The following is a 23,521-nucleotide window of genomic DNA, read 5'->3' as shown; positions in this document are numbered from 1 at the left end:
TAGCCGTCATCCGTGCGTCGTGCAGCGAACGTCGACTTAGCCCCCCTGCCCCGCATAAAACTCTGCCAACACGGCGCTGCCCTCAGCTATTTCGCGACTGATGAGCTTTGACCCTGCCAATGACGCCTTTGAAAGCCTCACAAGGCTGCCGGTTTCCTCAATGCGGTAGCAGCGCCGTTTTTGACGTCCGCGCCTGTAATGGGTTGCTGTGACGATCTGACAGGTACTGCCATCGTTAAGTGTCACAGGGGAGGCGAGCCTGATCTTGTCGCCCTCTGCGCAATCAGGAATCGCGGCCCAGTCCCGACACCGCTGCCGCCAAGCGTGGGCGTAGCTGTCGGGGTCTTTCAACTCGGACAACAGATTGAGGATGCTCAGCGGCGCTCGGGACTCATTTGGGCCAGCGCTTTCCTCCATGTCTTTGTAGCCCCAGCACCCGTCGTCGGTGCGCGTCAGAAACACTGCACCGAAGGTAAATGACCCGTCTTTGTCGGTCACGTAGGTCCGATCCTCTAACGGCGCTGCATCAAGGCTCTCAACCTTCGCTGCCGCATACCATGTAGAGCCTACTTTGCTGGCTTTAAGCAATGTCGTGCGGCGCGTATCTGTCTCAAAAGTGCAAAGACGTGTGATCTCTGCTTTCTCATCGGCGTAGGTCTGAACCCGCCGGTCGGTGTAAAACAACCAGCCCACTATGCCGCCCTCCGGTCTTCGATCTCCATCAGCGCGTCGAGCGGCACGCGGTAGGGCTGCATCGCGTCAAAATCCTCGCAGTTGCCGCAGTTCTGCACGATCGCGAAGGTGTCACATGCGTCCTTGAGCACCACTCGGAATGTGCCACCCAAGCCTGACGGAACCTCATAAATACCGCCGATCAGAAAGTCTGAGGCGCGACGGACGAAGACGCGGACAGAATGCCCATCGGTTGCCAGCCGAATGGCCCCCTGCCCGCGATCAATAAGTGTCTGCACATCGTCCAAAATATCTGTGTAGAACTGCCCGGTCAGATCCCGGAACGCCATTTGACGCTGCGCCATCCAATCGCTGTCCCGAAACGGATTGATGCCGTTCGCAAAGGCAAAGGAAGGGTCAGAGTGTTCTGTGGTAACGATGCGCGTGGTTGATCCGTCAATGCCGTTGGAGCGCAGATGCACGCCGTTCCCAACGATGAGGATCAGGGTGGGCTTATCGACTGGCCCGTTCCAATTGGGCAGGAAGGTTGAACACGAGCGCGCATGCGCAATTTGCGCCGCAACAGCTGTCGCGGAGAACTTGAGAATAGCCATGGGGATGTCTTTCTTGGTGTTTCAAGGGAGTGTCGGTATCTGACCCGCGCCTGGTGTTTCCAAGCGCGGGTCATTTGGGCGATCAGGCGGCTTTCGCTTGAACGGTCTCGGTTTGAGTTGCGTCATCCTCCGCATCCAAGCTGACGCCACCGGTCGTTTGCATCATCGGCGGGCACCACGCCGCAACGGCCGCGTGTTGTGCCTCAGTGAGGGTCGCAAAGGGCTCGGCGAAGAGCTTATCGCAGAACGCGACGATCTCCTTCTTGCTCATAGAGGCCAGTGTCACAGCCTCCTGCGCAAGGCCGAGTTCCTCACCAAGGATTTTGAGCAGCCACGCCTTCTTGAAGCGGTTGAACAACGCCGCGTTCGGCGTCCAATGCGCGCGAATGTCGGGCATTACTTCGATCTCGAAGTCGTGCATTAGGCTGTCGCTCTGAACGCTGCGGGCAAAGCACGATTGCGTCGTGCTGGCCGTGGCATAGGCGACCAATTTGGCCTTCTCGCCCGCCTCAAGGGCACGGAACGATGCAAACTGATCTGCCGGAGACTTCGCCTCATCCGCCCAAGACAGATCAAGCGCGTCATGCGCCTCGGCCACCTGTTCCAGCGATGTGCTGTCGATCTCATCCATCTTGGCATGGCTGCGATATTCCTTGCGGGCCTCGACCTTGACGGCGTGCGTTGCGCTCATGCCGCCAAGCACGTCCGTGACCAGCTTGAACAAAGTCAGATCGAGCGTGGCTTCGGGATGCAGGGTCATCGCCGCCCCGAGGGCCATTGCCCGCTCAGTCTTAAGGTCTTGGGTCAGCGATGCTGGGTAGACGATTGCGCCTACTCCCTGCCCTTCTGCGTCACCAGATGTGCCGCCGGCGCTGGTTGTCTGCGCAGTCGCCTCAGGCTTGTCCTCTGGCCGCACCAGGCCAACATGCAACGTAATCTTACCGTTCGACCAGGATGCGATGACACCACCCTGCGCAAGATCGTCTGCGCTGTAGGCCTCCTGCAGATCCCGCGCCTCTTCTTCGAGCGCATCCACGCGATCATAGAGGGCGTTGTAGGCATCCGTCTCGAGAGTCTCGTCCTCCATTTCGAGTTGGAGTTTCTCGAGCTCCTCGGTGATCGCATCGACACGCTTTTGGCCTGCAGCATCAGGCTCGATCGGGCCGGGATAGACGCGGCCATATTCTGCCATCGTTGCATAATCGTAGCGCACCAACGCCTCGGCCCACGCAAACCCCATTTGGGCTCGTGCCTCTTCGGCGGCGGCGGTGAGTTTTTCGACCATGATGGCCTCGACCAGTGCGATGTCTTCCAACACCGAATGCTCCTCAAGGAGATCAGCAGCGATGGGACCACCCCGCGCCTCGTATTCCTCGCGCACAAAGGCCCCGATATCGTCGCTCACCTGCACACCGCGGGTCTTGAGCGCCTGACGCACCGTATAGGCCTGCACATAGCTGTCATCGCTCGTCAGCGCCTCATACACCTCAAGCTGCACGGCCTGGCTTGGATGGTCCGCAAAGGCCTTCATTGTATCGAGGGTGATCGTCTTGGCGCGGGCCGCCGCGCGGATACCCGGATGGATCAAACCATAGCGCAAGCGACCCTTCACGGCAGCGACCGTGGTGCCGAACGTCTTGGCAATCGTCTCAGGTGACTGTCCATCGACTTCCATCATACGCGCAAACGCTTCGAACTCATCGATAGCGTTCATCGGGGCTTGTGTGATGTTCTCGGCCAACGATAAGGCCGTGGTCACATCGCAGTTGTCCGGCACCAAGCGACATTCGATCTTGGTTTTGTTGGTGAAGCCCTTGGCGGTCTTGTCGGCGACCAGTTCGTTTAAGGCAGCGCGACGTCGACCACCTGCCAAGACGCCGAACTTGCCATCGATCTTTTGAACCAGAAGCGGTTGGATGATGCCCAGGACGCCGATGCTGGCGGTGAGGTGGGCGATCGCCTCTGTCTCGTAGGTTTCAGGGGAATTGCTGCGCACATTGGCAGGATGCGACGTGAGATCACCAATGGCGACCGAGATGGATTTGAGAGCATGTGTCATGTGATGTCCTTTTGAGAAGTTGCGCCGCGCCGAACATTCGGACCGGCCTGACCAATCCACGGATTTGAGGATCACATGACAAAAGGCCTGCTTTCCCTTTGAAGAGAGGAAGCAGGCCTCGAATGTTCAGAACGTCGGATCCCCTGCCCTACCAGTCAGATGCCATCATGATGGTCAGCACGCGCATGGTGGTTGCACGATTGTCGGGGGTTTCAGCACCGTAGCGGAAATCACTATCCGCTTCATAAAGATCGATTTTCCAGAAGACCTTTTGCCCGCGGATATCCACGGCCCCGAAGTCGTGGCATCCGTCTGGATCATTCTCTGGCTCAAAGACATCGAACTCACCCACAGCTTGCACGGCCTCAAGGGCCAAGCCATCTTCTGCCATGGCCAGTGAACTTGTGAGGTGCATTCGACCCTGAATGGGCTGCGAATGGGTTTCCCCAAGGCAGGCGAGTTTGCGGAAGGCATCGTTGTGCGCGGCAATCACAGTGATGTCGGGGCGATCTGTCTGCGAGGCTTGAGCAGTTGTCATGGGTCTGTCCTTTCGAGGAAGTTGAAAACACAAAACCAAAAGCTTGCTTTCACTCTTTGAGAACCCTCGCCTGCGGCAGCACCACACCTCTCAAGCTGCCTGATCGGTGGCCCCTGCCCTGCCCGCTTCCGATCTCGCAATCAAATAATCGCAGGCCTTCTGCGCGTCCGCCGCATGTTTGAAAATTGCCGTCTTGTCCGAGCGCAGCACACGCAGCCAGTGATACAAATACGACGCGTTCAGCTCGAGCGTATGCGCGGTGAACCCGAGCTCCTGCCCCAGAAAGCAGGATGTCAGTTCTGCTACGATCTCTTCGCGGGAATAGGCTGTGTTGCCAAACCGGCTGAGCCCGTAGTCTCGGTTCAGACGATGGGGTGCCTTGGTGGCATGGGCAAGCTCATGCGCCCAGACTCCGTAAAAATTCAGCGGGTTTTTGAAGCGCTCAATGCTTGGCATGAATATCTTGTCGACGGGCGGATTGTAGCGTGCCTCGGTTCCACCAAAGACTGTCGTAATATCGATGGCATCAAAGAACGTCTGCATATGCTCGATTGGCGCCGACGACGTATGATCGGGGACCGGACAGGCATCCGGATGGAATGCATCCGACAAGCCCTCGATTTGATCTGCATTGAACACGCGATATGACTTCTGGAACCGAAAGACGCGCGCTTCTGCGGTATCACCATCATTGGTGTCTTGCTCATCGTCCGACTGCGTTCGACTCTGGCCATAATAAACAACAACGGACGAGCGTTCGCCCTTCCGGATCTTTGCTCCAAGGTTATTTGCCTGTGGCACGGTCATCCAGAACGGAGAGGTATATCCTGCCACCACCGTGCGCATAGTGAGCAGGAAGTTGTTCACGCCCTGATAGGGCTCGCTGTTGTGGCGCAACGGACGCGCGCTGCCGCCAGCGGTCCACGGTTTGCGCCAAGGGAGAACCCCGCGTTCGATGATGCGGATGAGTTCATTGGTGATGGCGTCGGATGCGTCAAATTTGGACGTGCGGGAACGGGCCATGGCTGGCCTCCTTTCGATGTTGAAATTGATTGGGGGAGTTGGGTTAGGTCGCGCAACCTGCGCGCGGATAGTTGACGATGCGAGCGCCGAGGCGTTCGGCAGCGTCGAGATATGTCAAAAGCGGTATCCGGCTGGAGGACGTCCAAGGCTCTGGATCAACTTTGCCATCCATTATGACCTTCGGCAGGTTTGCGAGAGCAATCACATCTTTAACCGGTCTGATATCCACCATCGGCACGCCAAGCCAGACAGCAATGTGTGCAATCGGAAATCGTTCGACAGGCGCGTAGAGCGAGACAGTCGTCAAACCTAGGTGAAGAATGGTCCCTGCCCCGCCGCAACTCACATAGGCGTTCGGATTGGAGAGTGCTGTGCGGAGGTATCCAAGATCGCGGCGAATAGATGCCCGTTCTCGCCTTTTTGCTTCTTCAACGTTACCAGACCGCCTTAGCTCTCTATTTCGCCACCACGCGGCGGCATCAGCGCGGAGCACGCGCAATACTTCTATGTTCATGGGAAGGCCCTGTTTGAAAAGGACAGACCGGAAACCGGTCCAGACCCATCAGGGAACTCCACAAAGGTCCCTTCAGTCGGTCCCAAAACAAGAAGGAAACTTTCACTTTTCTACAGGTCAGAAACTTGTTCTCAGAACGACCTTAGGAAACTCAACATGAGAAAATTTCGGATCGGCAAAGCATATCGGCAAAAATTTACTCTTTAGTTCGAAATATGGTTATTTTTCAATAACTTTGGTAAATCTGAGGATCGGCAACTAGAGGCCCCTGACTTTGTTAATGGCCTGATCCAGGGGCATTGCACGGAGGCCCCCTTGCCCCGGCACATCGCGATCCCCCGCATAGACCAACAGCCGTTCCGCGACGTCCAACTCTTCGGTTGCGATGTGGAACCCACGGGTGACTTTGGGACTGGTGGTGCGTTTGATCTCGATCGCCCATAGCGCCTGGTCTGGCAGTTTGAGAACCAAGTCGATTTCGGCCCCAGCAGATGAGCGATAAAAGCTCGCTTCCGTGCCCCGAGGCGCTGCCGCGATCAGGTTCTCGATGCAGAACCCTTCCCAGGATCCGCCAACGACAGGATGGCCAAGAAGGGCTTCCGTCGTCTCCAGACCCAAAAGCGCATGGGTGAGACCGGCATCGCGGATATAGACCTTGGGAGATTTGACCAGCCGCTTGCCTGCGTTGGCATGCCAGGGCTGCAGGCGCCGTACCAGCATCAGATCAGCCAGCAAGTCGAGGTATCGCGCCACGCTTTGGCCGGAGACACCCAAGCCCGCAGCGATCTTGGCTGCATTGAGCAACCCACCCTGTTCGTGGGCCAGCATCGTCCAAAAGCGGCGCAGCGTTTCCGCCGGAATACGCAACCCAAAGGACGGGATATCCCGCTCAAGATAGGTGCGAATGAAATCCTCGCGCCACGTCAGACTTTCGCGATCCGACCCGGCTAGAAAGCTGTCCGGAAACCCACCGCGCAACCAAAGCTGCGGCAAAGCCCCCTGCCCCACCTCATCAAGTGTGAACGGTGTCAGTTCATGATAGCTTACGCGCCCGGCAAGAGATTCAGCGCTTTGCTGCAACAACGTATTGGACGCTGACCCCAGAAGCAGAAACTGGCCGGTCCGGTGCCCTGCCCTACGGCGGCGATCAATCTGACCGCGCAACGCCCCAAATAGGCCCGGCATCAACTGCACCTCATCGATGACAACCAACCCGCCCACCTGCTCATCGAGATAAAGATCCGGCTCTTCCAGGATTTGGCGATCCGCCAAACGTTCCATATCGAGATAGACCGCATCACGCGCCTCTGCGATATCCTGCGCCAAGGTTGTCTTGCCCACCTGACGCGGTCCAAGCAAAACAACCCCAGCCTGGTTGTCCAAGGCTTGCTCAATGCGTTTGAGATAATTACGGGCGATCATACCTTGCATTTATGCCATCACGTGGAAGAATTGCAAGGTTTTAGAGATGAGCCCACCGATCCTCATGCTGCAACCCCGCTCAACCGACCGAAGAAGCTGCGTTCGAGATGCAGCTCCCCTGCCCCGGCCTTTTCGACCATCCCGCGCAGATATCCACCAGGAGACACGACCTCGCCCGCAGAATGCTTCTCGAACACAAGCACCAGCGCCGCTGTGGCCACCTGCGTGCCGAGTTGTTCCTGTGCCACGTTCCACGCATGCTCCGAAATGCCGATCATCGGCCTTAGCTGCCCGGCAACGCGGTGCAGATCACCCCAATCCTTGAGATATCCGCCCATATTGCGCGCCCAGGAGGCGAATTCAGGACAGGCCTGCATCACAACCGGCAAATCAAGCGCTGCACGTTTCTTTCGCACACCAGCAACCCAATCTTCCAGCCCCCTATCAACCTGCTCTTCCGGTGGCGCATTTGGCACCACGCCCGCCGCGTCCTCTTTTTCAGAGGAATTACAGGTTACAGGAATAAGTTGATTTGTAATTAGTATATGAGGGTCGGAAATGGCCCCGCTGGGGTCCATATCTTGAGTCTTAATAGACACTTGTTCAGTCGATTCAGACGTGTTGTCCACAACCTCAGCTGGCTGAGTCGCTTTGAGATAGGCGGCCTCCACGCGCCCCTGAAGCTCTTTGAACCACGTCAGAAGCCGCATGAGACGCTCAGAGGCTTCGTTACGACGTGGCAAACGGCCCAGAAGATCCTCGAACGCGCCGGTGAATTGCGCCCAGGGGCCTCTCAGCGCGCCGCTGGTGGCCGCCTCGATGCGTGCGCGGATCATGCGCCGCGCCACGGTGATCTGGCGTTTCAGGCGCTGACAGAGCGCGCGCTCGGCCTGCAACTCAGCGTGCAGCTGCTCAAATTCCTCCACACGGGCCGACAAAGGCGACAGATCAAAGCCGTATGCCTCGATAATGACGCCGTCCGCGTTCCGCCTGCCCCACCGCTTACCATTGGGGCTATCCTGGAAGGCAATGGCCCCTGCCTCCGCCAAACGCCGCGCATGGCGCTTTAGGGCAGACAGCGAGAATCCCGTCTGTTCCATCAGATAGGCGTTCGACGCCCACACGATCGGCCGCCTGCCCTCTTCCCAGTCCTGGGCCCGCGTAAAGGCCCCGAGCGTGTCGAGAAGCATCATGTCGCCCGCCTTCAGGCCGATATGAGCGCCCACGCGTTTAACCGCCACGAATGCCCTTGTTTTGGGTACAGCTACCCGTTCACCGGCTTGGGCAAGTTGCTCTGCTGTGGCCAGTCCAGCCGAAGCTTTCCGCCAACCTGACGGTTTGTTGATATTGGACATACCTCCACCGTTCTGAGGCATGCCTGTCTCAGTCGCTCCATATGGAGCATCACTAGATTTTTCCATTGTTTTGCCAGCAGACAAAGGTTTCCCGGACGCTCAAGAGCGTTTTTCCTTGTAAGGTGATTCGGTGGCTGCTAGAATCTAGGTGTCAAATCTAAGATATGCGCTCTGCGCAGCAGCCCTCGGAACCTTGGTTTCGGGGGTTTTCTTTGTTCGCCTTCCTCCTTTCTACTCGTTCCTCAGGTTTCATCCTCAGGGTTTACAGCTGTAAACTCCTGGTAGGATTTCTTGATAATCGCTTCGAGGTGCCCGTCGAGCCATGCCCCGAAGTCGCCATCCTTGCCGGTCTTTTTGACCGCGAGGGTGACGGAAGACTTGCTAGATTTAATCGTTACTCCGGGAGCAGGCGTAACCGCCCTGCCCTCTTTCGGGCGCGCGCCGCGTCGCGCGATCTCGGCCAGGAGCCTATCAAGACGGTCATCCGACGAAAGGTCAGGTTCTAGCTTTGAGAGGATCGCAAATGCAGCGCTTGCAGAAACCTTCTTTGTTATGAAGGCGTCTGCGAGCGCCGTCCACTTCGGGCGGCCCGACTTTTGGGCAGCGCCGATTGCGACACCCACATCATCTGGCACATTCTCGGTGACTTTAGTGAGATGGGACAATCCGGGAGCCGAGAGGCTCAGCACTTGGCGAACAGTCTTGGTGTCATGTCCTGCAACTTGGATAACGGCTGCGAAGCGCGCTTTTTCATAAAATGAAAGATTGCGTCGTGCTGCATTCTCAAGGCCTTTGGCAAGCAAGGCTGAGGCGTCATCAAGGTCTTCGACGTTGGCACGGACCTTCAGCCCCAACTCACGGCAAGCTTTGAGGCGGCGTCGACCATAAATAACCTCGTAGCGCCCGTCAATGTTTGACCGGCGCACAAGGATAGGCACCTGTTGGCCATCTTCCTTGATACTGGTCATCAGGGTATCGAAACCATCTCCCTCTTCATCCGAGTTTACAGCTGTAAACCCGTCAAGGCGGTCTTTCGGGCCCCACTCGTCAATAAGCTTCGGATCAATTTCCCGGATTGCGGAGAGCGAGCCCTGAAGTGCACCAAGCGCAGGAGCGCTAGTATTTGGTTTACGATCAGCGGTGCGCGGACCGGAGTCGGCAATCGTTTTGGCAATGCCAGAAAGGCCTTGTAGGGATTTACGGGCCATCAGCTACGCCCCCATGATTGGTGGATCATTTTTTCAACCTCTTTGCCGATCGCATCCATTGAGTTCTTCGCACGATCATAAGTCGCGCGAGTCATTTCTGACCTCACAACCTCGTAGATGGATTGTTTGAGCATGGTCGCATCGCTGATTGCGGTGCTTTTGAGGGCGGTTGCTCCCATGACGCGGTCCTGAAAAAGCGCGCGCATAAACGAAGTCAATTGTTGCGACGGGATGTCTGTCGGTTCATCACGCGTTATCAAGAATTTGAAGTGATCGTATTGCAGCTCTGCGCCGGCCTCTTCGATGACACCCATATAGGCACCTGCTAGCTCCAAGAACTGCGCTGTTGATGAAACGTCGAGCATGGAAGGCGTGAGGGGCACTATCAAAGAAGTCGCGGCCGCCATGCCAGAAATAGTCAGGAAACCAAGCTGTGGGGGGCTATCCATCAAGACGATATCATACTGGTCTTCGACTTGGGCGAGAGCACTTCGGATCCGCGTGAAGAACGGCTGATCAGGACTCGAGTTCACAGCAGACTCTGTTTCAAACTCTGACAGGAGCAGGCGGGATGGGGCGAGAGAAAGCCCTGGGAAATATGTTTCCACGATTGTTTCAGCGAAAGGCACCGGATCGTCGTACCTAATGGCGTCATATACAGTTAGCCCATCAAACTCGATCTCTGGGCTGATCCCGCACATGGACGTCAGCGAGCCTTGGGGATCAAGGTCCACAGCCAAGACCCTGTATCCTTGCAGGGCCAGAAAATGCGCCAAGTGGATCGTCGTTGTGCTCTTACTTGAACCGCCCTTGAAGTTCATCAACTGCCAAACTTGCAGCTTGTCCCCATCTTTCCGGCCTGGAAGGTAGCGCCCCTTTTTACGGGAAGTTTGCTCGAGGATCTGACGGGCACCCCAGATGTCCCGTGCAGTGTAGTAACGACGCCCCGCACGGATCTCTTGTGGTTCGGGCAGGGTGCCTTCACCGTGGACTTTGCGCATGAATTGGCCAGATACCCCCAAGAGCTCAGCGGCTTCAGGTGCACTAAATAGGCGTAGAGATTTTGTATTGTCGGGAGCGAAGGCCGACAGCAAATGCTCTCGGATCGCGGTTGTAAGGCGTTCGGAAATATCGGTTGCCAGCTCCGATGGTCGGTTGGTAACTATTGGTGTCACGGGAATCATGTGGTTGCCCCAATTTGCTCAATATGGCTTTTTTCGCGCCACTTGGGGTTAAAAGCAGCGATTCACGAGCTTAAGTCAATGATTTTTTGCCTATTTAGTGTCTAACAAACCGTGATCCGCTACATCATGCAAAATGGCGGATGAGTTTACAGCTGTAAACTCTGGGCTGTTGTGGGTCGAATTGCGGCCCACAACGCGCTGCTCAGGCGGCGTCTTTTGGCCCCCAAGGGGATCACTGCTTGAGTCGCAGCATCATCCTGGTTCGCGGCTTTGCCGAGATTGGCATTGAAGCCGTAGTCACGGATCGACAACGTGAAGTAGTCAGCGCCGGTGTCGCGATTCTGCTTCTTCCAGATGCCGCCGCATTCGACCAAGCGGCCACGAGGCGAACGGCCAAGCACGCGATGTGAAAGTGCCATGGGATTATCGCTGGCGATCGGTTCGACGGTGAGGTCGATGTCGAAGGTCAGGGTGGAAATCGAACCGACGCCTTTGGAGGCCTTAATGTCGGCGCTTTCGAATTTGATGCAGTTAGTAGTCATTGCTTTGCTCCATCATTTGATGTTGCAATGATGGTCAAAGGGCAGGGGCCTAAGACCTGAACACACCGAAGGCGCAGCGAAGCGAAGAAGGGCAGGGGGCCAGAATTTTGGTCCGCGAGGAATGACCCGCTGGTCAGGGGACAGTTCTGGCGGACGCCCTTTGTGTTCGGGGCAGCCCCTGCGACCAGCATGTCATGCAACTTCATTTGAAGGTTGCTGGCCACTACGCAGCCGCAAAGTCGAAGGCGGCAGTCGAGAGACCGTACATGGTCTCCGGCTTGAACGCCCTTCCCTGAAGCCGACATTGACGGAATGATGCTGCACGACAGCCAAGCGGGACTTTCCCGCCATCCATTGTTTTGATTTCGCTGACGCAGCATTACTTCGCGCCTGCGGCATGTCTGTCGCCGCGTTGCTGCTCGCGTCGCCATTGCGGTCATTCAACTAGGCTGCTTTACGCTAAATCCAAACCGCACCTTTGCTGCACTGCGTCAAATCTATCGAGACTCGGGCGAAGCACCGTTTTGTTGCGAATACCCGTTGAGGGCACCGTGTCAGTCGGCGCGAACTTGAACCGCGCAAAGCAAGTGCGATTGGCGAGGGACCACTGGACACTCCATTCGTGCAATTGAGGGCTCTTCTTTGGTTTTCAGCAGTTCTTTCACGCACCATTGTCCCATTTCACGGTGAGGCAGCAGGACTGTACTGAGACCCGGCGACAAATGCTGTGCAATCTCCTGATCGTCATATCCCATGACTGCGATGGTCTCACCAATTGTCTCCCCAAGCTCCTTGAGAGCCTCGTAGCAACCGACTGCCATAAGATCGTTTGCGCAAAAGATGGCTTCAGGGCGGGTCTTTCCAGCCATAAGTTTCAATGTGGCCTCGCGACCCCCACTAGGCAGGAAGTTGCCTTCGGCGATGAGACTCGGATCAACGGGGATGCGGGCCGAACGGAGGGCGCGCTCATAGCCTTCCATGCGCTGGTCAGAGGCCTCCATCCAGCTTTCACCTGAAATGAACGCGATGCGGCGATGCCCGGCGTCGAGGAGTGCTTTTGTCGCTTCTTCTCCGCCGCGTCGTTCGGCTGGGACGACGGATGCGTATTTGCCTGCCGCGTCATAGCAATTCAGCAGTGTTGCCCGGTGGCGTGCCAAACCGTCTGGCAGCACGACCTCGCGAGTCAGGATCGAGCCATAGATAACGCCGACAACGCCGTCCTGCGCCCATTTCTTGAGAACTTCCGCCTCATATTGAGCATCGCCCCCTGTCATGACGACTTCGACAATGATGTCGTTTTTCCAAGCCTCCTCTTGGACGCCTTCGATTGAGATGGCCGCGAACGGACTGGTTGCGATTTCGTCCAGCATAAAGCCGATGACACCAAGGCCAGCGGACTTTGGCGGGCGGCCGGCGCCACGCGGGCGGTAGCCCAAAGCGTCTACCGCGTCCTTCACCCGTTTGCGGGTTTCGCGGCTGATGCGCATGTCCTCTAGCCCATTCAACACAAACGAAACGGTTGATTGTGAGACGCCAGCGTGAAGGGCGACGTCCTTCATCGTGACGCGAGACGTGCCTTTTTCATTGGGTTTCTTGGTCAAATTCTTAAATCCCTTGCTACGAGCTAATAAATATTGCTAATAATATTAGCACAAGAGGAATCAGCGCACTTTGGGAGGAGGCGGTCGATGGCTTCACGGTCAAAACTATCGCAGACGCAAGCCGCTTGGCTTTTGCTTGCGCCATTCCTGATCACCTACACGTTGTTTCTGATTTATCCGTTCTTTCGCGGTGTCTGGATATCGCTCCACGATTGGAACCTGCTGGCCGTCGCGTTCAACCCCGACGCCAAGGAATTCGTTGGCATGCGGAATTATGAACGGGTGATGTGGGGCAAGGACATCACATGGTCCGTCTTCAACGCCCCCATTTTGCAGACTCTTGGTTTCATGGGCGTCGCACTCTCGATCTTCCTCTCCCGGATGGGCCGTTTGAGCCGCTTCAATGCGATTGCCCTTGGCGTCGTTTCAGTGCTCTTGGTGTTCCTCCCCGGTTTTCATCCGGGCGAGGAAGGCCGTTGGTATGACCGGCGGTTCTGGCCCACGGTTGGCAATACGCTGGTATTTGTTGGCTTTGCCGTTCCGGGCGTAACAATATCCGCTCTTTTATTAGCGGCGGCACTCAATCGCGAAACGCGGGCCATGAGCATCCTGCGCACCTTGTTTTTCTTGAGCCAAGTTCTTTCGGTGACGGTAGTCACGCTGATCTGGCAGATCATGTTCTCGCCCCGTCAGGGTCTGATCGCCAACATCACCGAGACCTTTGGTGGTACGCCGATCAATTGGCTCACGGACCAACAATTCGCCATGGCAGCCATCGTCATTGCAACAGTCTGGTGGTCTCTAGGCATCGCGATGGTCCTGTTCTTGGCGGGACTTCAGGACATCCCGAAAGACATTTACGAGGCCGCGGCCTTGGACAATGCCAAGGGCGCGCGGGCGTTCTGGTTCATTACGCTGCCAAACCTGACGCGGACGATCTCGGTCGTGGTGATCCTGCAAATCATCCTGCATTTCCAAGTGTTCGGACAACCGCATCTGATGACCCAAGGTGGTCCCAACGACACCACACAAGTGCTGGTCCGCTACATTTACCAAACCGGTTTCCGTGACAGTGAACTTGGCCGTGCATCGGCGATGGCGGTGTTCCTGTTCATCATCATGGGGTCGTTCTCGATCATCCAGTTTGTTATCGGACGGGAGAAAGACCAATGAACCGTAGTTACTATTGGCTCATCCTCGGCCTTTCGATCCCCGCGTTTTTGTGGCTGGTGCCAACGCTCTGGATGGTCTCGCTTTCGTTCCAACCCAATGAAGTGTTGGCTCGGACAACCTCGTCGACGTTTTTTGGCCTGATTCCACTTCCTTTTACATGGGACAACTATGCCGCCCTGTTTTCTTTCGGTCAGACACCAAGATGGTTCCTCAATTCGTTCATCGTAGCCATCGGGATGACATTGGGCGTGCTGCTGGTTTCGACCACTGCGGGTTACGCATTGGCGCGAATGGAGTTTCCGTTCAAGCGCACGATCATGGTGATCTGCCTGATCGGGCTGATGGTTCCGGAACAGGCTGTGTTCATCCCGCTTTATACAATGTTCGCCAATTTCGGCTGGCACAACAGTTACCAAGCGCTGATATTGCCGCGCATGGCTGTGCCTATCGGCGTGTTCCTGATGATGCAGTTTTTCAAAGCGATCCCCAAAGACATCGAAGAGGCTGCGCGTCTGGATGGCGTTTCATGGCTCAAGATTTTCTGGTATGTGATGCTGCCGCTGGCGCGACCTGCGATGATGACGCTGGCGATTTTGACGTTTCTTTACGCTTGGAACGACTATCTTTGGCCGCTCGTCTCTGCCCAGCGGCCTGAGTTTTTCACCATTACGTTGGGTCTCGCGTCCATTCAATCGAACTTCGCGCAATCGGAAGGGCTGGGCCGTGTAATGGCCTCGGGCGTCGTCGCCTCGCTTCCGGTTGTTATCCTGTTCCTGTTCTTCCAGCGGTATGTGGTGCAAGCCATGACCGCGGGTGGATCCAAGGGCTAACCGCACATTCCAGGGAGGAAATCATGAGACATGTGCTTCTGACAGCGGCAATCGCCGCAACTATCGCCACCAGCGGATTTGCGCAGGAGATCACCCTCGCGCGCTTTTTCGGAGCCTGCGAAGATGCCGGGGCTGACCCCACCGTCACCACCGGCGAGGCGTGCATCATCCAATCGATTATCAACGCAGCCTCAGCTGAGATCGACGGTGTCACGGTAAATACCTTACCCACTGATTGGGGCAATTATTACGACCAGATCAAGGCGGCCTATGCCGGCGGCACCCCGCCCAATATCCATGTGATGCAGGGATCAAGGCTTGCTGAATTCGCGGAGCTTGGGGCGCTGGCTGATATCGGCGATGATTTGCAGTCCGTCGGTATCGATCCCAGTGATTGGAGCGATCGTGCCCGCAACGCGGTGACATACGATGGCCAAATCTACGGCGTGCCGATGGATATCCATGCCAACCTTTGGCACGTCAACATGGACCTGATGGCGCAGGCCGGTTTGGTTGAGGACGGCAAGCCGGTGCTGCCTTCATCGCCCGAAGAACTGCTGGCCCAAGCCCAGCAGTTCAATGATGCCACCGGGATGGATTACCTTGCCGCCGACTTTGCCCAGTTCCCGATCGGCGTACGCGTTGTGCTGGCGCTGATGTGGCAGCAGAACGCCAACATTTTCACCGAAGACGGCACCGCCACGATCAACACAGAAGCAGGCCAGAACGCGGTTACCGCGATCACGCAGCTTTTTGATGCGGATCTTGTTGATCCGCAGTTGAACTATGCCGACAGTCAGCAGGCATTTCTGAATGGCGAAGCCGGTATTCTGGTCAACGGCACTTGGGTGGTCGATTTCTACACTGCCGAGGCCGCAAAGGAAGAAGTGGGTCTCGACAACTACTATGTCGCCGACTTCCCAACCCTGTTTGAAACCGGCGCCACCTGGGCCGACAGTCACATGTGGGCGATTCCCGCCTCTCTCAAGGCCGAAGACCCTGAAAAATATCAGGCGGCGCTGAAGGTTCTCGCCTTCATCAATGACCACAACATCGACTGGGCCCGGACCGGACACATGGCTGTCCGCACCTCTGTCGTCAATAGCGAGGCCTATAATGCGCTGCCGCATCGCGATGAATACACCGGCACCGCCGCCATCGCCCGCGACACACCACCATCCGAGCGTTACGGCGCGATCCAGGACGTGTTGAATCGTGAGCTTCAGGCAATCTGGCTGACTGGCAAGACGGTTGAGGCCGCCTTGGGCGACGCCGAGATCGAAGTGCAGGACCTTCTAGACCGCTGAGTAACCTGCCGCCTCGCTATCATGAGCGGGGCGGCCCATGACTTACGTATCGGGTGCACGCATGGACCGTTGGACAAGCAAACATGCCAAAGACTGGTGGCAAGGACGCCCTTGGGTCTGTGGATTTAACTTTCTGCCCTCTACAGCTGTAAATTTCATTGAAATGTGGCACCCGGATACGTTCGACATGCCAACAATTGAGCGCGAACTGGGATGGGCTGCCGACATTGGCTTCAATGCTATTCGGGTCAACCTTCCCTATCTTGGTTGGGTGCATGACGCAGAGGGCCTGATGGGCCGCCTCGATCAGGTCATGGACGTCGCCCAAGACCTTGGTATCGACACCATTCCATGTCTCTTCGACGACTGCGGTTTTGGTGGGGATGAACCCGTCTGGGGGCCGCAGGCCGATCCGGTTCCTGGCGTGCACAACAGCCGTGCCGTGGCCTCGCCTGGTCGGGCGATCGTGATGGACCTCGACCAACGCGACAGCCTACAATCCTATGTTCGTGCGATGATCCGGAAATTCCGCGATGACCGACGGATCCTGTTCTGGGATCTCTACAATGAGCCCGGCAACCGCATGAACTTTGCCGACGGCGATTTTGAACATTACGCCTCTGCACTTGAACAAAGCGCTCTGTCCCTAATGGAAAGCTGCTTTGAGTGGGCACGCGCCGAATATCCGGTCCAGCCCTTGACGGTCGCGGCTTGGACAACGCCTCTGCCAGGTGATGACAGTCACCCCTATCAAACCGAGATTGATCGGAGTGCACTGCTGCATTCGGACATCATTACTTTCCATGCCTACTGGAACCGGGAACGCGTTTCGGAATTCATCGACGTGCTGACGGTGCTTGATCGCCCAATCCTGTGCACAGAATGGATGGCGCGCGCCGTCGACAGTCAGATCAGTGATCAACTGGAACTGTTTCACGACCGACTTGTGGGATGCTTTCAATGGGGGCTGGTCAAAGGACGCACGCAGACGTGGGTGCCTTGGCCGGACGAACTAGTCAAGGCCCACGGCGGCGACCCCGCACGTGACATCTGGTTCCACGACCTGCTGCACGAAGACGGGCGGCCCTATGACGAACGCGAAATTGAAACGATCCGGCGGCTGACGAACAGCGAGGCCCGGATGCATGAAAGGACGGCAATCTGATGTCAGGCGTCGCGATGAACAACGTCATCAAGAAATATGGTGACGTGCAGGTGATCCACGGGGTCGACATGCAAATCGAAGACGGGGAATTCTGTGTTTTCGTCGGCCCGTCCGGTTGCGGCAAGTCAACTTTGTTGCGCATGGTCGCGGGATTGGAAGAGACAACCGGTGGCACGATGACCATAGGTGCGCGGGACGTGACAAAACTCGACCCTTCTGATCGTGGTGTCGCGATGGTTTTCCAAACGTATGCGCTCTATCCGCATATGACCGTGAAGGACAATATGGGCTTCGGCCTGCGTATGAACGGTCACGCGAAGCCGGAGATTGAAAAGAAGGTCGCTGAAGCCAGCCGCATTCTGAAACTTGATGAATATCTGGATCGAAAGCCTGCGGCCCTGTCGGGTGGTCAGCGACAGCGTGTTTCCATAGGGCGTGCCATCGTCCGCGGTCCTGAAGTGTTCCTCTTCGACGAACCCCTGTCCAACCTTGATGCTGAACTGCGGGTTGAGATGCGGGTGGAAATCGCCCGTCTGCACAAGGAAATCGGTGCTACGATGATCTATGTGACCCACGATCAGGTCGAGGCGATGACCCTGGCTGACAAGATTGTGGTCTTGCGATTGGGGCGGATCGAGCAGGTTGGCTCGCCGCTAGATCTGTACCGTGATCCCGACAACAAATTCGTCGCGGGTTTTATCGGATCGCCCGCGATGAATTTCCTGAATGCAATGTCTGGCGATGACGGTGTGACGATCCCGGCCTTGAAAATGAAGGTGCCAAGCCCGATTGGCGCGATAGGCAGAGCGGTGACCGCTGGCCTACGTCCCGAACATCTTGAAATCGACCCGACGGGAGACGCCCTGCATGTCGATCTCGTGGAGAGCCTTGGCGGTGTATCCTTTGCTTACCTTGTTTCGGACACTGGGGAGAAAATTGTCATCGAAGAGCGCGGTGATGAACGGGCAAGTGAAGGTCAGCGTGTGGGTCTGCGGTTTGATCACAGCCGACTCTATTTGTTTGATGCCGAGTCAGAGCAGCGACTTCGCTAGAGAAAAAGAACTCGCAGCGAAGCTACGGGGCACCCCGGCCACCTCATGGGGAAGTCCGATGGCAAGACCCTGTATTACTCTTCATAGCATAGGGCCTGCGGTCCGTGGTAGTCCTCCAGCACGAGAGCGGGCATTGGCACAATGTGAGGCATCCGTCACATTGTGCCTCGATGCCGCAAGGCGAGTCGAAAACCGTTTTGAAGTGGCGGACGGCGAGTGCGTCCGCCAAGTTGGTTCAGATGTCGATGCGTTCTGCGATACTCAAAGCATCCTCCAGTTCGACGCCAAGATAGCGCACTGTGCTGTCGACTTTGGTGTGACCAAGCAGCAGTTGGACTGCGCGGAGATTACCGGTCTTTCGGTAAATCTCTGCCGCCTTTGTCCTGCGGAGAGAATGCGTGCCATACGCGCTAGGCTCCAAACCAATAGCCTTAACCCAGTCACGGACGAGCCTACCATATTGGCGCGTCGAAATGTGTGGGCGATCGTGAAACCGGCTCGGAAACATGAACCCGCAAGCAAACATCTCGGGCGAGTTGACCCACGCCAGGACGGAATCGCGTGTGTTTTCCGTCAATTCAAACTGGACGGGTTTCTTTGTTTTGCTTTGGATGATTGAAACCCGTTCACGCACGCGATCATCTTTGACTAGGTCGATAACCGAGAGTTTGACAAGATCGCAACCACGCAGCTTGCTATCGATGGCGACGTTGAACAAAGTCAGATCACGAAGATAACCGGCAAGTTCGAGGCGGGCGCGGATCGCCCAAACCTGCTTAGGCAACAGCGGTCGCTTTTGACCGATAATTCGTCCCTTGTTCCAAGCCTTACGTTTGGGGGTGACTGCGGGAAGTTGGACTCTTGGCATGGTATGCCCTCCGTTCCTCCCTCCAGCCCAGGCATCAGCACAGCACTGACAGAGCCATATTACATACCGGACCCGGAGGCTGGTTTGGGGGGCCGCCGAACAGGGGATTTATGCCCATGCATTGGAACTTTATGAGCCCAATACTCCAAGTTTCTGCAACGCAGTGAACGTCGGCTTGGGCGGGATGGACGCGAGAACTTATCAGACAGCCTCGCGCCGCAAAACTATCCTGCCTAGTCCTCTATAGCGGCTTTCAGCTCCGTATTAAACGTTTGATACATGGGCAGCAGCTGGGTCACGAAATTCGCCGCATAGGGGTTGTCGACAACTTCGTCTGATTGGACGAACAAGGTCTGAACCCCGCAGGCTTCAACGCGATAGACATGGTTGTCGTGCCCGCCGCCATTGTCTTCTGGGAAAGGATCGGACCAACCGAAAGAGCGGCCTTCATCGTAGATGAGCGTGTGCGGGATTTCCATCGAGTTGGGTTCGCCATTCTCATCGGTGCCAAAGATGAAGGTGATCGTCACGCTCCCGCCGTCTTGGATGTCGCCGGTCATGCCCTGCAATGTACCGGTGCTCCAGCTCGCCATGTCGTCAAAGTCGGTCAGGGTTTCCCACACTTCCGTCGCGGTAGCGTTGATAAGCACCGATGTATCAACCGTTGCGTGGGTCGGGCTGAGTTGGGCGATGTTGCCGTTCATCAAATGCGCATCGCAGGGTGTGTCTGCCGCCGAAGGTGTACTGAACGGGATTGCAAGCAACAGGGCGGCAAGTGTGGTTGAAGTGAACAGGAAAGAACGGTTCATAGGGGCTCCAATAGAGTTGGTGTTTCGTTGTCTTTGAGGGATGGATGAAGGCGCGGCTATTTGCTGGGATCGCCTGATGCCCAGGCCACGCCTTCACCACGGTCCATGGTCGCCATCTGCGCCATGTCTGCCGCGTCGATGGAGAATGAGAACAGATCGAGGTTCTGCGCCATCCGATCCGGGTTCAGGCTTTTGGGCAGGACGGCATAGCCATTTTGGACGCCCCATCGCAGTAAAAGCTGGGCCTCAGAGACGCCGTACTTCTGCGCCATGCCTTTGAAAGCTTCACCGTCTGCCTTCATCTCATCAGTCTTGGCGCTGTCCTGACCGGGTTCTGTGCGCCAGGTGGAAAGCGGGACAAGGCTGCTGTAAGCTATTGGAGCAATGCCGTGCCTCGCCATATGGGCAAGCAGGCCGGGCTTTTGGGACCAGGGATGTAATTCGATCTGGTTGGCATCTGGCATCGGCAGACCGGCGGCGGCGATCTCATCAAGATGGGTTTCGTTGAAGTTACTCACGCCAATGGAACGGGCCTTGCCACTGGCTTGCAGTTCTAGAAGGGCGCGCCACTGTTCAAGGCGCTTCTCACCGCCATAGTGCGCGTGGATCAAGTAGAGATCAACATAATCCAAACCCAGACGCGACAGGCTCGCGTCGCATTCCTCGATTGTTTGCGCACCGGTTTTGGGCGCGTCGCCCCAGGCGGGATTTCCGGGCCACAGCTTGGCCGTCACAAACAGATCGGCACGGGATAATCCCTGCGCCTGCAGGCCCTTCTTGATCCCAGCTCCGACCGGTTCTTCGTTGTGATAGCCAGAGGCAGTGTCGATGTGCCGGTAGCCTGCGGCGATTGCAGAACTGATAGCGGTTTCGGCATCATCGTTCGAGATCAAATATGTGCCAAAACCCACTGCGGGGATCGAAGTGTCCGAATTCAGAGTGAAGGTGGTTTGTGGTCCAGACATGTTGTGCTCCGTTCATGTGCGCTGTTGAATTAGAGCTATGTGTTTGGCCGCAATCCGTCCTGCCAATTTCTCCGTCAATTTTGCCAATTCCTCCGAAAGGTGGGGAAAATGCGTGATCTCATGGAACACTACTGATAGGGATTGGTAGAGGAGACACCAATGACGTTTGAGAGATTGCAGAATTTATCAGCAGAGCTTTCAGCTCTAGAAACAGCACATTCTGGCCGGGTTCTTCCGTCGGCACACATATTTCAACGCGAACACATCACCGCGTTCGAAGCTGTCGTCTATAACCCTGTGATTTGCTTGATCCTACAGGGACGAAAAGAAATGAACGTTGGCCAGCAATTTGTAGAACTGGCAGAAGGGGATGCACTGCTGGTCAGTCACGACTTGCCCGTGACGTCCAAAATCACGAAAGCCAGCCCAGACGCTCCTTACCGCGCACTCATTCTGTCATTGGATTTGGGCATCCTGCGCAGCCTATATGAACAGGTCGGAGAAGCGGTGTCTGACGTTCATGATGCAAAGTCTCTCTCGGCGAGTGTCGCTGATCCCGCATGGGTTGATCCAATCCTGCGCTATCTGGAATTGATGGATGCGCCCCTTGATGCGCAGGTCCTCGGTCCGATGATCTTGAAGGAAATCCACTACCGCCTTCTCTTGTCGCCGATTGGCGGCATGTTGCGAAACCTGTTGTCGGTCGACAGCCATGCCAGCCGTGTCGCCAGATCCATTCAACAGATCAGGGCCAATTTTCGGGAGCCGTTGGTGGTGGGTGAACTGGCCGAAGTGGCGGGGATGAGCCCGTCGTCGTTTCATGAGCACTTCAAGTCTGTGACTGGCACCTCACCGTTGCAATATCAAAAGGATCTTCGGATGATCGAGGCCCGCGCTTTGTTGGAGCGCGGTGTTCCATCTGTATCCGTTGCAGGGTTTGAAGTTGGGTACGAAAGCCCCACTCATTTCAGTCGCGACTACTCTCGAAAATTTGGCTGCTCCCCCAAACATCACCTGGCGCGGGCGTCTTAGTTTACTTCTGCTGTGAGCACGGCTGACAATCAAACAGAATAGGTCAAAGGTAGCTTCGTCCCGCGACCTGTAAATTCGACGCCTGATCTGTGCTGCGAGCTGGACCAATGGCCGTTTCTTCTGCTGCGTTGCGGTGTGAAAGCTTTCGCTCGTGCCACACTGTTCGCGCTGCGTGCGCGCGCAGCACAATATCACAATGACTGAGTCGGGCTCTTAACCGCTATTAGCTGCGTCTTGTGCGGAGGTCTGCTTTCGCCAATACCCAGATATCCTACGACACAACGCACCCCTTTGAAGTGCTCCTGCGCGCATAGCGCCGGTCCGGCGACGGGGAAAGTTGGACCGCCCCACGAAGTAGCCGCAAAGTGCAATCGGGCAACCGGTTTCGAGCGCAGCCATAGGCCTGGTCCGCGCCAGAGCGTTAGCATGCCAAACTAACCATCCGACATATGTTCAATGCGTAGCTTACCACTTTACGGTGCCAAAGAATCTAAAGTCCAGCGGCCTTCGTCAGGTTCACGCGGAACCTGTCTCTGCGCCGTTGGTATCTACGGGTCATCTCAGCAGAGGCATGGCCGAGGTGTTTCTGGACGTAACGCTCGTCGACCTCAGCGCTAGAGGCAAGACCAGCGCGCAGCGAATGGCCAGAGAACAGGGCAAGGCGTTCCTTTTCTGGCAGGTCTGATCGGATGCCAGCATCCAGTACCGTCTGTTTGATAAGGCGGGCAACATGCTTGTCGGACAGGCGCGATTCCAAGGCGCGCTTTCCATCACGAGAGGTCCGCACGAACACCGGCCCAAAATCGATCCTGGCGAAATGCAGCCACTGTTCCAGCGCATGCACAGGGCAGGTTTGATCAGATGAGCCCCGGCCAATTTCCACTTCGCGCCAGCCGGTTTTGGCGTTGAGCGTCAGAAGCGCGCCATCGTCCATGAACTCGATCCAGCCACCGCTGTCAGGGGTGTCGTCTTTGTGGACGTCGAGGCTGACAATTTCAGAACGCCTGAGGCCGCCGGCATACCCCAACAGAAGGATCGCCCGGTCGCGCAACCCGCGCAGATCGAAGGGCAGGCAAGCGACCATGGCCAGAATGTCATCGCGCTGGATGGCTTCTTTCTGCACCGGCGGGCGAGCGTGTTTGCGTTTGATCCCGGCCAGAACCGTGGCGATGTGACGGTTCTTGCGATCAAGCGCGAAGCCGCGTTGCTGGTAGTGCCAGGCAAGACCGGAGAGGCGCCGTTCGATGGTCGTGACCGTGATTGCTGGAGTCTTACCAACTGGAGCAGCGAGATCCGCGAGATACAGTCCGATCATCTCTGGAGACGGGGGCAGGGGGTCCGTGCCCCTGATCCGACACCAGCGCCCAAAGTGTTTCCAGTCGGCCGCGTAGGCCTTGTTGGTGTTTTCGGCTGTGGAGGCTTTGGCGTAGTCTCGCGCGGTATCAACAAGGCGATCAAGGGCACCCGAACCTGCGACATGAGAGGGCAGGGCGATGCCATCACTTTTTTCTTGATCTCTCTCGTCGTCCTGAGCATCATGAGGCGCATCAGAGTGCGACGATCTCGGTTTCTCGTCCTCTAAGGTCAT

21 protein-coding genes and 1 pseudogene are annotated in these 23,521 nt (G+C 56.6%); 6 read left to right on the top strand and 16 right to left on the bottom strand.

Features of this window, described 5'->3' with window-relative positions; genetic code table 11:
- Positions 1-36: 36 nt before the first annotated feature.
- The 12 genes and pseudogenes from FTO60_RS17205 to FTO60_RS17150 form a co-directional block, all read right to left on the bottom strand.
- A complete protein-coding gene (locus FTO60_RS17205) occupies positions 37-693 on the bottom strand; it encodes a hypothetical protein (RefSeq protein ID WP_148057277.1) in 657 nt (218 codons plus the stop codon).
- Positions 693-1,286, bottom strand: coding sequence for a regulator (locus FTO60_RS17200; protein ID WP_148057276.1), 594 nt, complete (start codon positions 1,284-1,286; stop codon positions 693-695). Before FTO60_RS17200 ends, FTO60_RS17205 begins: the two co-directional genes overlap by 1 nt.
- Before the next feature lie 82 nt (positions 1,287-1,368).
- Positions 1,369-3,345, bottom strand: a complete 1,977-nt coding sequence (locus FTO60_RS17195; protein WP_148057275.1) for a ParB/RepB/Spo0J family partition protein — start codon at positions 3,343-3,345, stop codon at positions 1,369-1,371.
- 148 nt (positions 3,346-3,493) lie between these two features.
- Positions 3,494-3,883, bottom strand: a complete 390-nt coding sequence (locus FTO60_RS17190) for a DUF3768 domain-containing protein (RefSeq protein WP_148057274.1) — start codon at positions 3,881-3,883, stop codon at positions 3,494-3,496.
- Positions 3,884-3,973: 90 nt separating this feature from the next.
- Positions 3,974-4,906 carry an ArdC family protein gene (locus tag FTO60_RS17185; protein ID WP_148057273.1) on the bottom strand — a complete coding sequence of 311 codons (933 nt, stop codon included), beginning with the start codon at positions 4,904-4,906 and terminating at the stop codon, positions 3,974-3,976.
- A 43-nt stretch (positions 4,907-4,949) separates the two neighbouring features.
- A complete protein-coding gene (locus FTO60_RS17180; protein ID WP_148057272.1) occupies positions 4,950-5,420 on the bottom strand; it encodes a hypothetical protein in 471 nt (156 codons plus the stop codon).
- A 258-nt stretch (positions 5,421-5,678) separates the two neighbouring features.
- Complete coding sequence (locus FTO60_RS17175; protein WP_254696973.1) at positions 5,679-6,842, bottom strand: ATP-binding protein; 1,164 nt, start codon at positions 6,840-6,842, stop codon at positions 5,679-5,681.
- Between the two features lie 62 nt (positions 6,843-6,904).
- Positions 6,905-8,197, bottom strand: a complete 1,293-nt coding sequence (repC, locus tag FTO60_RS17170) for a plasmid replication protein RepC (RefSeq protein ID WP_148057270.1) — start codon at positions 8,195-8,197, stop codon at positions 6,905-6,907.
- 242 nt (positions 8,198-8,439) lie between these two features.
- Positions 8,440-9,405, bottom strand: a complete 966-nt coding sequence (gene repB, locus FTO60_RS17165) for a plasmid partitioning protein RepB (protein ID WP_148057269.1) — start codon at positions 9,403-9,405, stop codon at positions 8,440-8,442.
- Positions 9,405-10,589, bottom strand: a complete 1,185-nt coding sequence (gene repA, locus FTO60_RS17160; RefSeq protein ID WP_148057268.1) for a plasmid partitioning protein RepA — start codon at positions 10,587-10,589, stop codon at positions 9,405-9,407. Before repA ends, repB begins: the two co-directional genes overlap by 1 nt.
- 202 nt (positions 10,590-10,791) lie before the next feature.
- A pseudogene (locus tag FTO60_RS17155) lies at positions 10,792-11,131 on the bottom strand (DUF736 family protein).
- A gap of 554 nt (positions 11,132-11,685) precedes the next feature.
- Positions 11,686-12,732 carry a LacI family DNA-binding transcriptional regulator gene (locus FTO60_RS17150; protein WP_148057266.1) on the bottom strand — a complete coding sequence of 349 codons (1,047 nt, stop codon included), beginning with the start codon at positions 12,730-12,732 and terminating at the stop codon, positions 11,686-11,688.
- A gap of 264 nt (positions 12,733-12,996) precedes the next feature.
- Here FTO60_RS17150 and FTO60_RS17145 point away from each other — a divergent pair, with 264 nt between their 5' ends.
- From FTO60_RS17145 to FTO60_RS17125, 5 genes are all read left to right on the top strand, one after another.
- On the top strand, positions 12,997-13,905 hold the full coding sequence (locus tag FTO60_RS17145; protein WP_254696972.1) for a carbohydrate ABC transporter permease: 909 nt from the start codon (positions 12,997-12,999) through the stop codon (positions 13,903-13,905).
- On the top strand, positions 13,902-14,735 hold the full coding sequence (locus tag FTO60_RS17140; RefSeq protein ID WP_148057265.1) for a carbohydrate ABC transporter permease: 834 nt from the start codon (positions 13,902-13,904) through the stop codon (positions 14,733-14,735). The genes FTO60_RS17145 and FTO60_RS17140 overlap by 4 nt, the downstream gene beginning before the upstream one ends.
- Positions 14,736-14,758: 23 nt before the next feature.
- Complete coding sequence (locus tag FTO60_RS17135) at positions 14,759-16,042, top strand: extracellular solute-binding protein (RefSeq protein WP_148057264.1); 1,284 nt, start codon at positions 14,759-14,761, stop codon at positions 16,040-16,042.
- Positions 16,043-16,103: 61 nt separating this feature from the next.
- Entirely contained in the window at positions 16,104-17,207 is a 1,104-nt protein-coding gene (locus tag FTO60_RS17130) for a cellulase family glycosylhydrolase (protein WP_172623950.1), read from the top strand.
- On the top strand, positions 17,207-18,259 hold the full coding sequence (locus FTO60_RS17125; protein ID WP_148057262.1) for an ABC transporter ATP-binding protein: 1,053 nt from the start codon (positions 17,207-17,209) through the stop codon (positions 18,257-18,259). The genes FTO60_RS17130 and FTO60_RS17125 overlap by 1 nt, the downstream gene beginning before the upstream one ends.
- A 235-nt stretch (positions 18,260-18,494) precedes the next feature.
- Here FTO60_RS17125 and FTO60_RS17120 read toward each other — a convergent pair whose 3' ends face one another.
- From FTO60_RS17120 to FTO60_RS17110, 3 genes are all read right to left on the bottom strand, one after another.
- Positions 18,495-19,127 carry a tyrosine-type recombinase/integrase gene (locus FTO60_RS17120; RefSeq protein ID WP_148057261.1) on the bottom strand — a complete coding sequence of 211 codons (633 nt, stop codon included), beginning with the start codon at positions 19,125-19,127 and terminating at the stop codon, positions 18,495-18,497.
- A 233-nt stretch (positions 19,128-19,360) separates the two neighbouring features.
- On the bottom strand, positions 19,361-19,936 hold the full coding sequence (locus FTO60_RS17115; protein ID WP_148057260.1) for an SRPBCC family protein: 576 nt from the start codon (positions 19,934-19,936) through the stop codon (positions 19,361-19,363).
- Between the two features lie 56 nt (positions 19,937-19,992).
- On the bottom strand, positions 19,993-20,829 hold the full coding sequence (locus FTO60_RS17110; RefSeq protein ID WP_254696971.1) for an aldo/keto reductase: 837 nt from the start codon (positions 20,827-20,829) through the stop codon (positions 19,993-19,995).
- Between the two features lie 231 nt (positions 20,830-21,060).
- Between FTO60_RS17110 and FTO60_RS17105 the strand changes: the two genes are divergently transcribed.
- Positions 21,061-21,933 (top strand): AraC family transcriptional regulator, encoded by an 873-nt coding sequence (locus tag FTO60_RS17105; protein ID WP_148057258.1) that lies wholly within the window; start codon positions 21,061-21,063, stop codon positions 21,931-21,933.
- A gap of 490 nt (positions 21,934-22,423) precedes the next feature.
- On the opposite strand, the gene FTO60_RS17100 is transcribed toward FTO60_RS17105, so the two are convergent.
- Positions 22,424-23,521 (bottom strand): tyrosine-type recombinase/integrase, encoded by a 1,098-nt coding sequence (locus FTO60_RS17100; protein ID WP_148057257.1) that lies wholly within the window; start codon positions 23,519-23,521, stop codon positions 22,424-22,426.

The organism is Octadecabacter sp. SW4 (genome assembly GCF_008065155.1).
Lineage (GTDB): Bacteria > Pseudomonadota > Alphaproteobacteria > Rhodobacterales > Rhodobacteraceae > SW4.
This window is presented reverse-complemented; position numbering and strand designations above follow the sequence as displayed.

Bases quoted from the DNA above. Each gene is read 5' to 3' on its own strand.
- FTO60_RS17115 (WP_148057260.1), bottom strand. From the start codon at position 19,936: ATGAACCGTTCTTTCCTGTTCACTTCAACCACACTTGCCGCCCTGTTG.
- repB (WP_148057269.1), bottom strand. From the start codon at position 9,405: ATGGCCCGTAAATCCCTACAAGGCCTTTCTGGCATTGCCAAAACGATT.
- FTO60_RS17200 (WP_148057276.1), bottom strand. From the start codon at position 1,286: ATGGCTATTCTCAAGTTCTCCGCGACAGCTGTTGCGGCGCAAATTGCG.
- FTO60_RS17105 (WP_148057258.1), top strand. From the start codon at position 21,061: ATGACGTTTGAGAGATTGCAGAATTTATCAGCAGAGCTTTCAGCTCTA.
- FTO60_RS17190 (WP_148057274.1), bottom strand. From the start codon at position 3,883: ATGACAACTGCTCAAGCCTCGCAGACAGATCGCCCCGACATCACTGTG.
- FTO60_RS17140 (WP_148057265.1), top strand. From the start codon at position 13,902: ATGAACCGTAGTTACTATTGGCTCATCCTCGGCCTTTCGATCCCCGCG.
- FTO60_RS17145 (WP_254696972.1), top strand. From the start codon at position 12,997: ATGCGGAATTATGAACGGGTGATGTGGGGCAAGGACATCACATGGTCC.
- repC (WP_148057270.1), bottom strand. From the start codon at position 8,197: ATGTCCAATATCAACAAACCGTCAGGTTGGCGGAAAGCTTCGGCTGGA.
- FTO60_RS17120 (WP_148057261.1), bottom strand. From the start codon at position 19,127: ATGCCAAGAGTCCAACTTCCCGCAGTCACCCCCAAACGTAAGGCTTGG.
- FTO60_RS17100 (WP_148057257.1), bottom strand. From the start codon at position 23,521: ATGACCTTAGAGGACGAGAAACCGAGATCGTCGCACTCTGATGCGCCT.
- FTO60_RS17195 (WP_148057275.1), bottom strand. From the start codon at position 3,345: ATGACACATGCTCTCAAATCCATCTCGGTCGCCATTGGTGATCTCACG.
- FTO60_RS17130 (WP_172623950.1), top strand. From the start codon at position 16,104: ATGGACCGTTGGACAAGCAAACATGCCAAAGACTGGTGGCAAGGACGC.
- FTO60_RS17125 (WP_148057262.1), top strand. From the start codon at position 17,207: ATGTCAGGCGTCGCGATGAACAACGTCATCAAGAAATATGGTGACGTG.
- FTO60_RS17185 (WP_148057273.1), bottom strand. From the start codon at position 4,906: ATGGCCCGTTCCCGCACGTCCAAATTTGACGCATCCGACGCCATCACC.
- repA (WP_148057268.1), bottom strand. From the start codon at position 10,589: ATGATTCCCGTGACACCAATAGTTACCAACCGACCATCGGAGCTGGCA.
- FTO60_RS17175 (WP_254696973.1), bottom strand. From the start codon at position 6,842: ATGATCGCCCGTAATTATCTCAAACGCATTGAGCAAGCCTTGGACAAC.
- FTO60_RS17135 (WP_148057264.1), top strand. From the start codon at position 14,759: ATGAGACATGTGCTTCTGACAGCGGCAATCGCCGCAACTATCGCCACC.
- FTO60_RS17180 (WP_148057272.1), bottom strand. From the start codon at position 5,420: ATGAACATAGAAGTATTGCGCGTGCTCCGCGCTGATGCCGCCGCGTGG.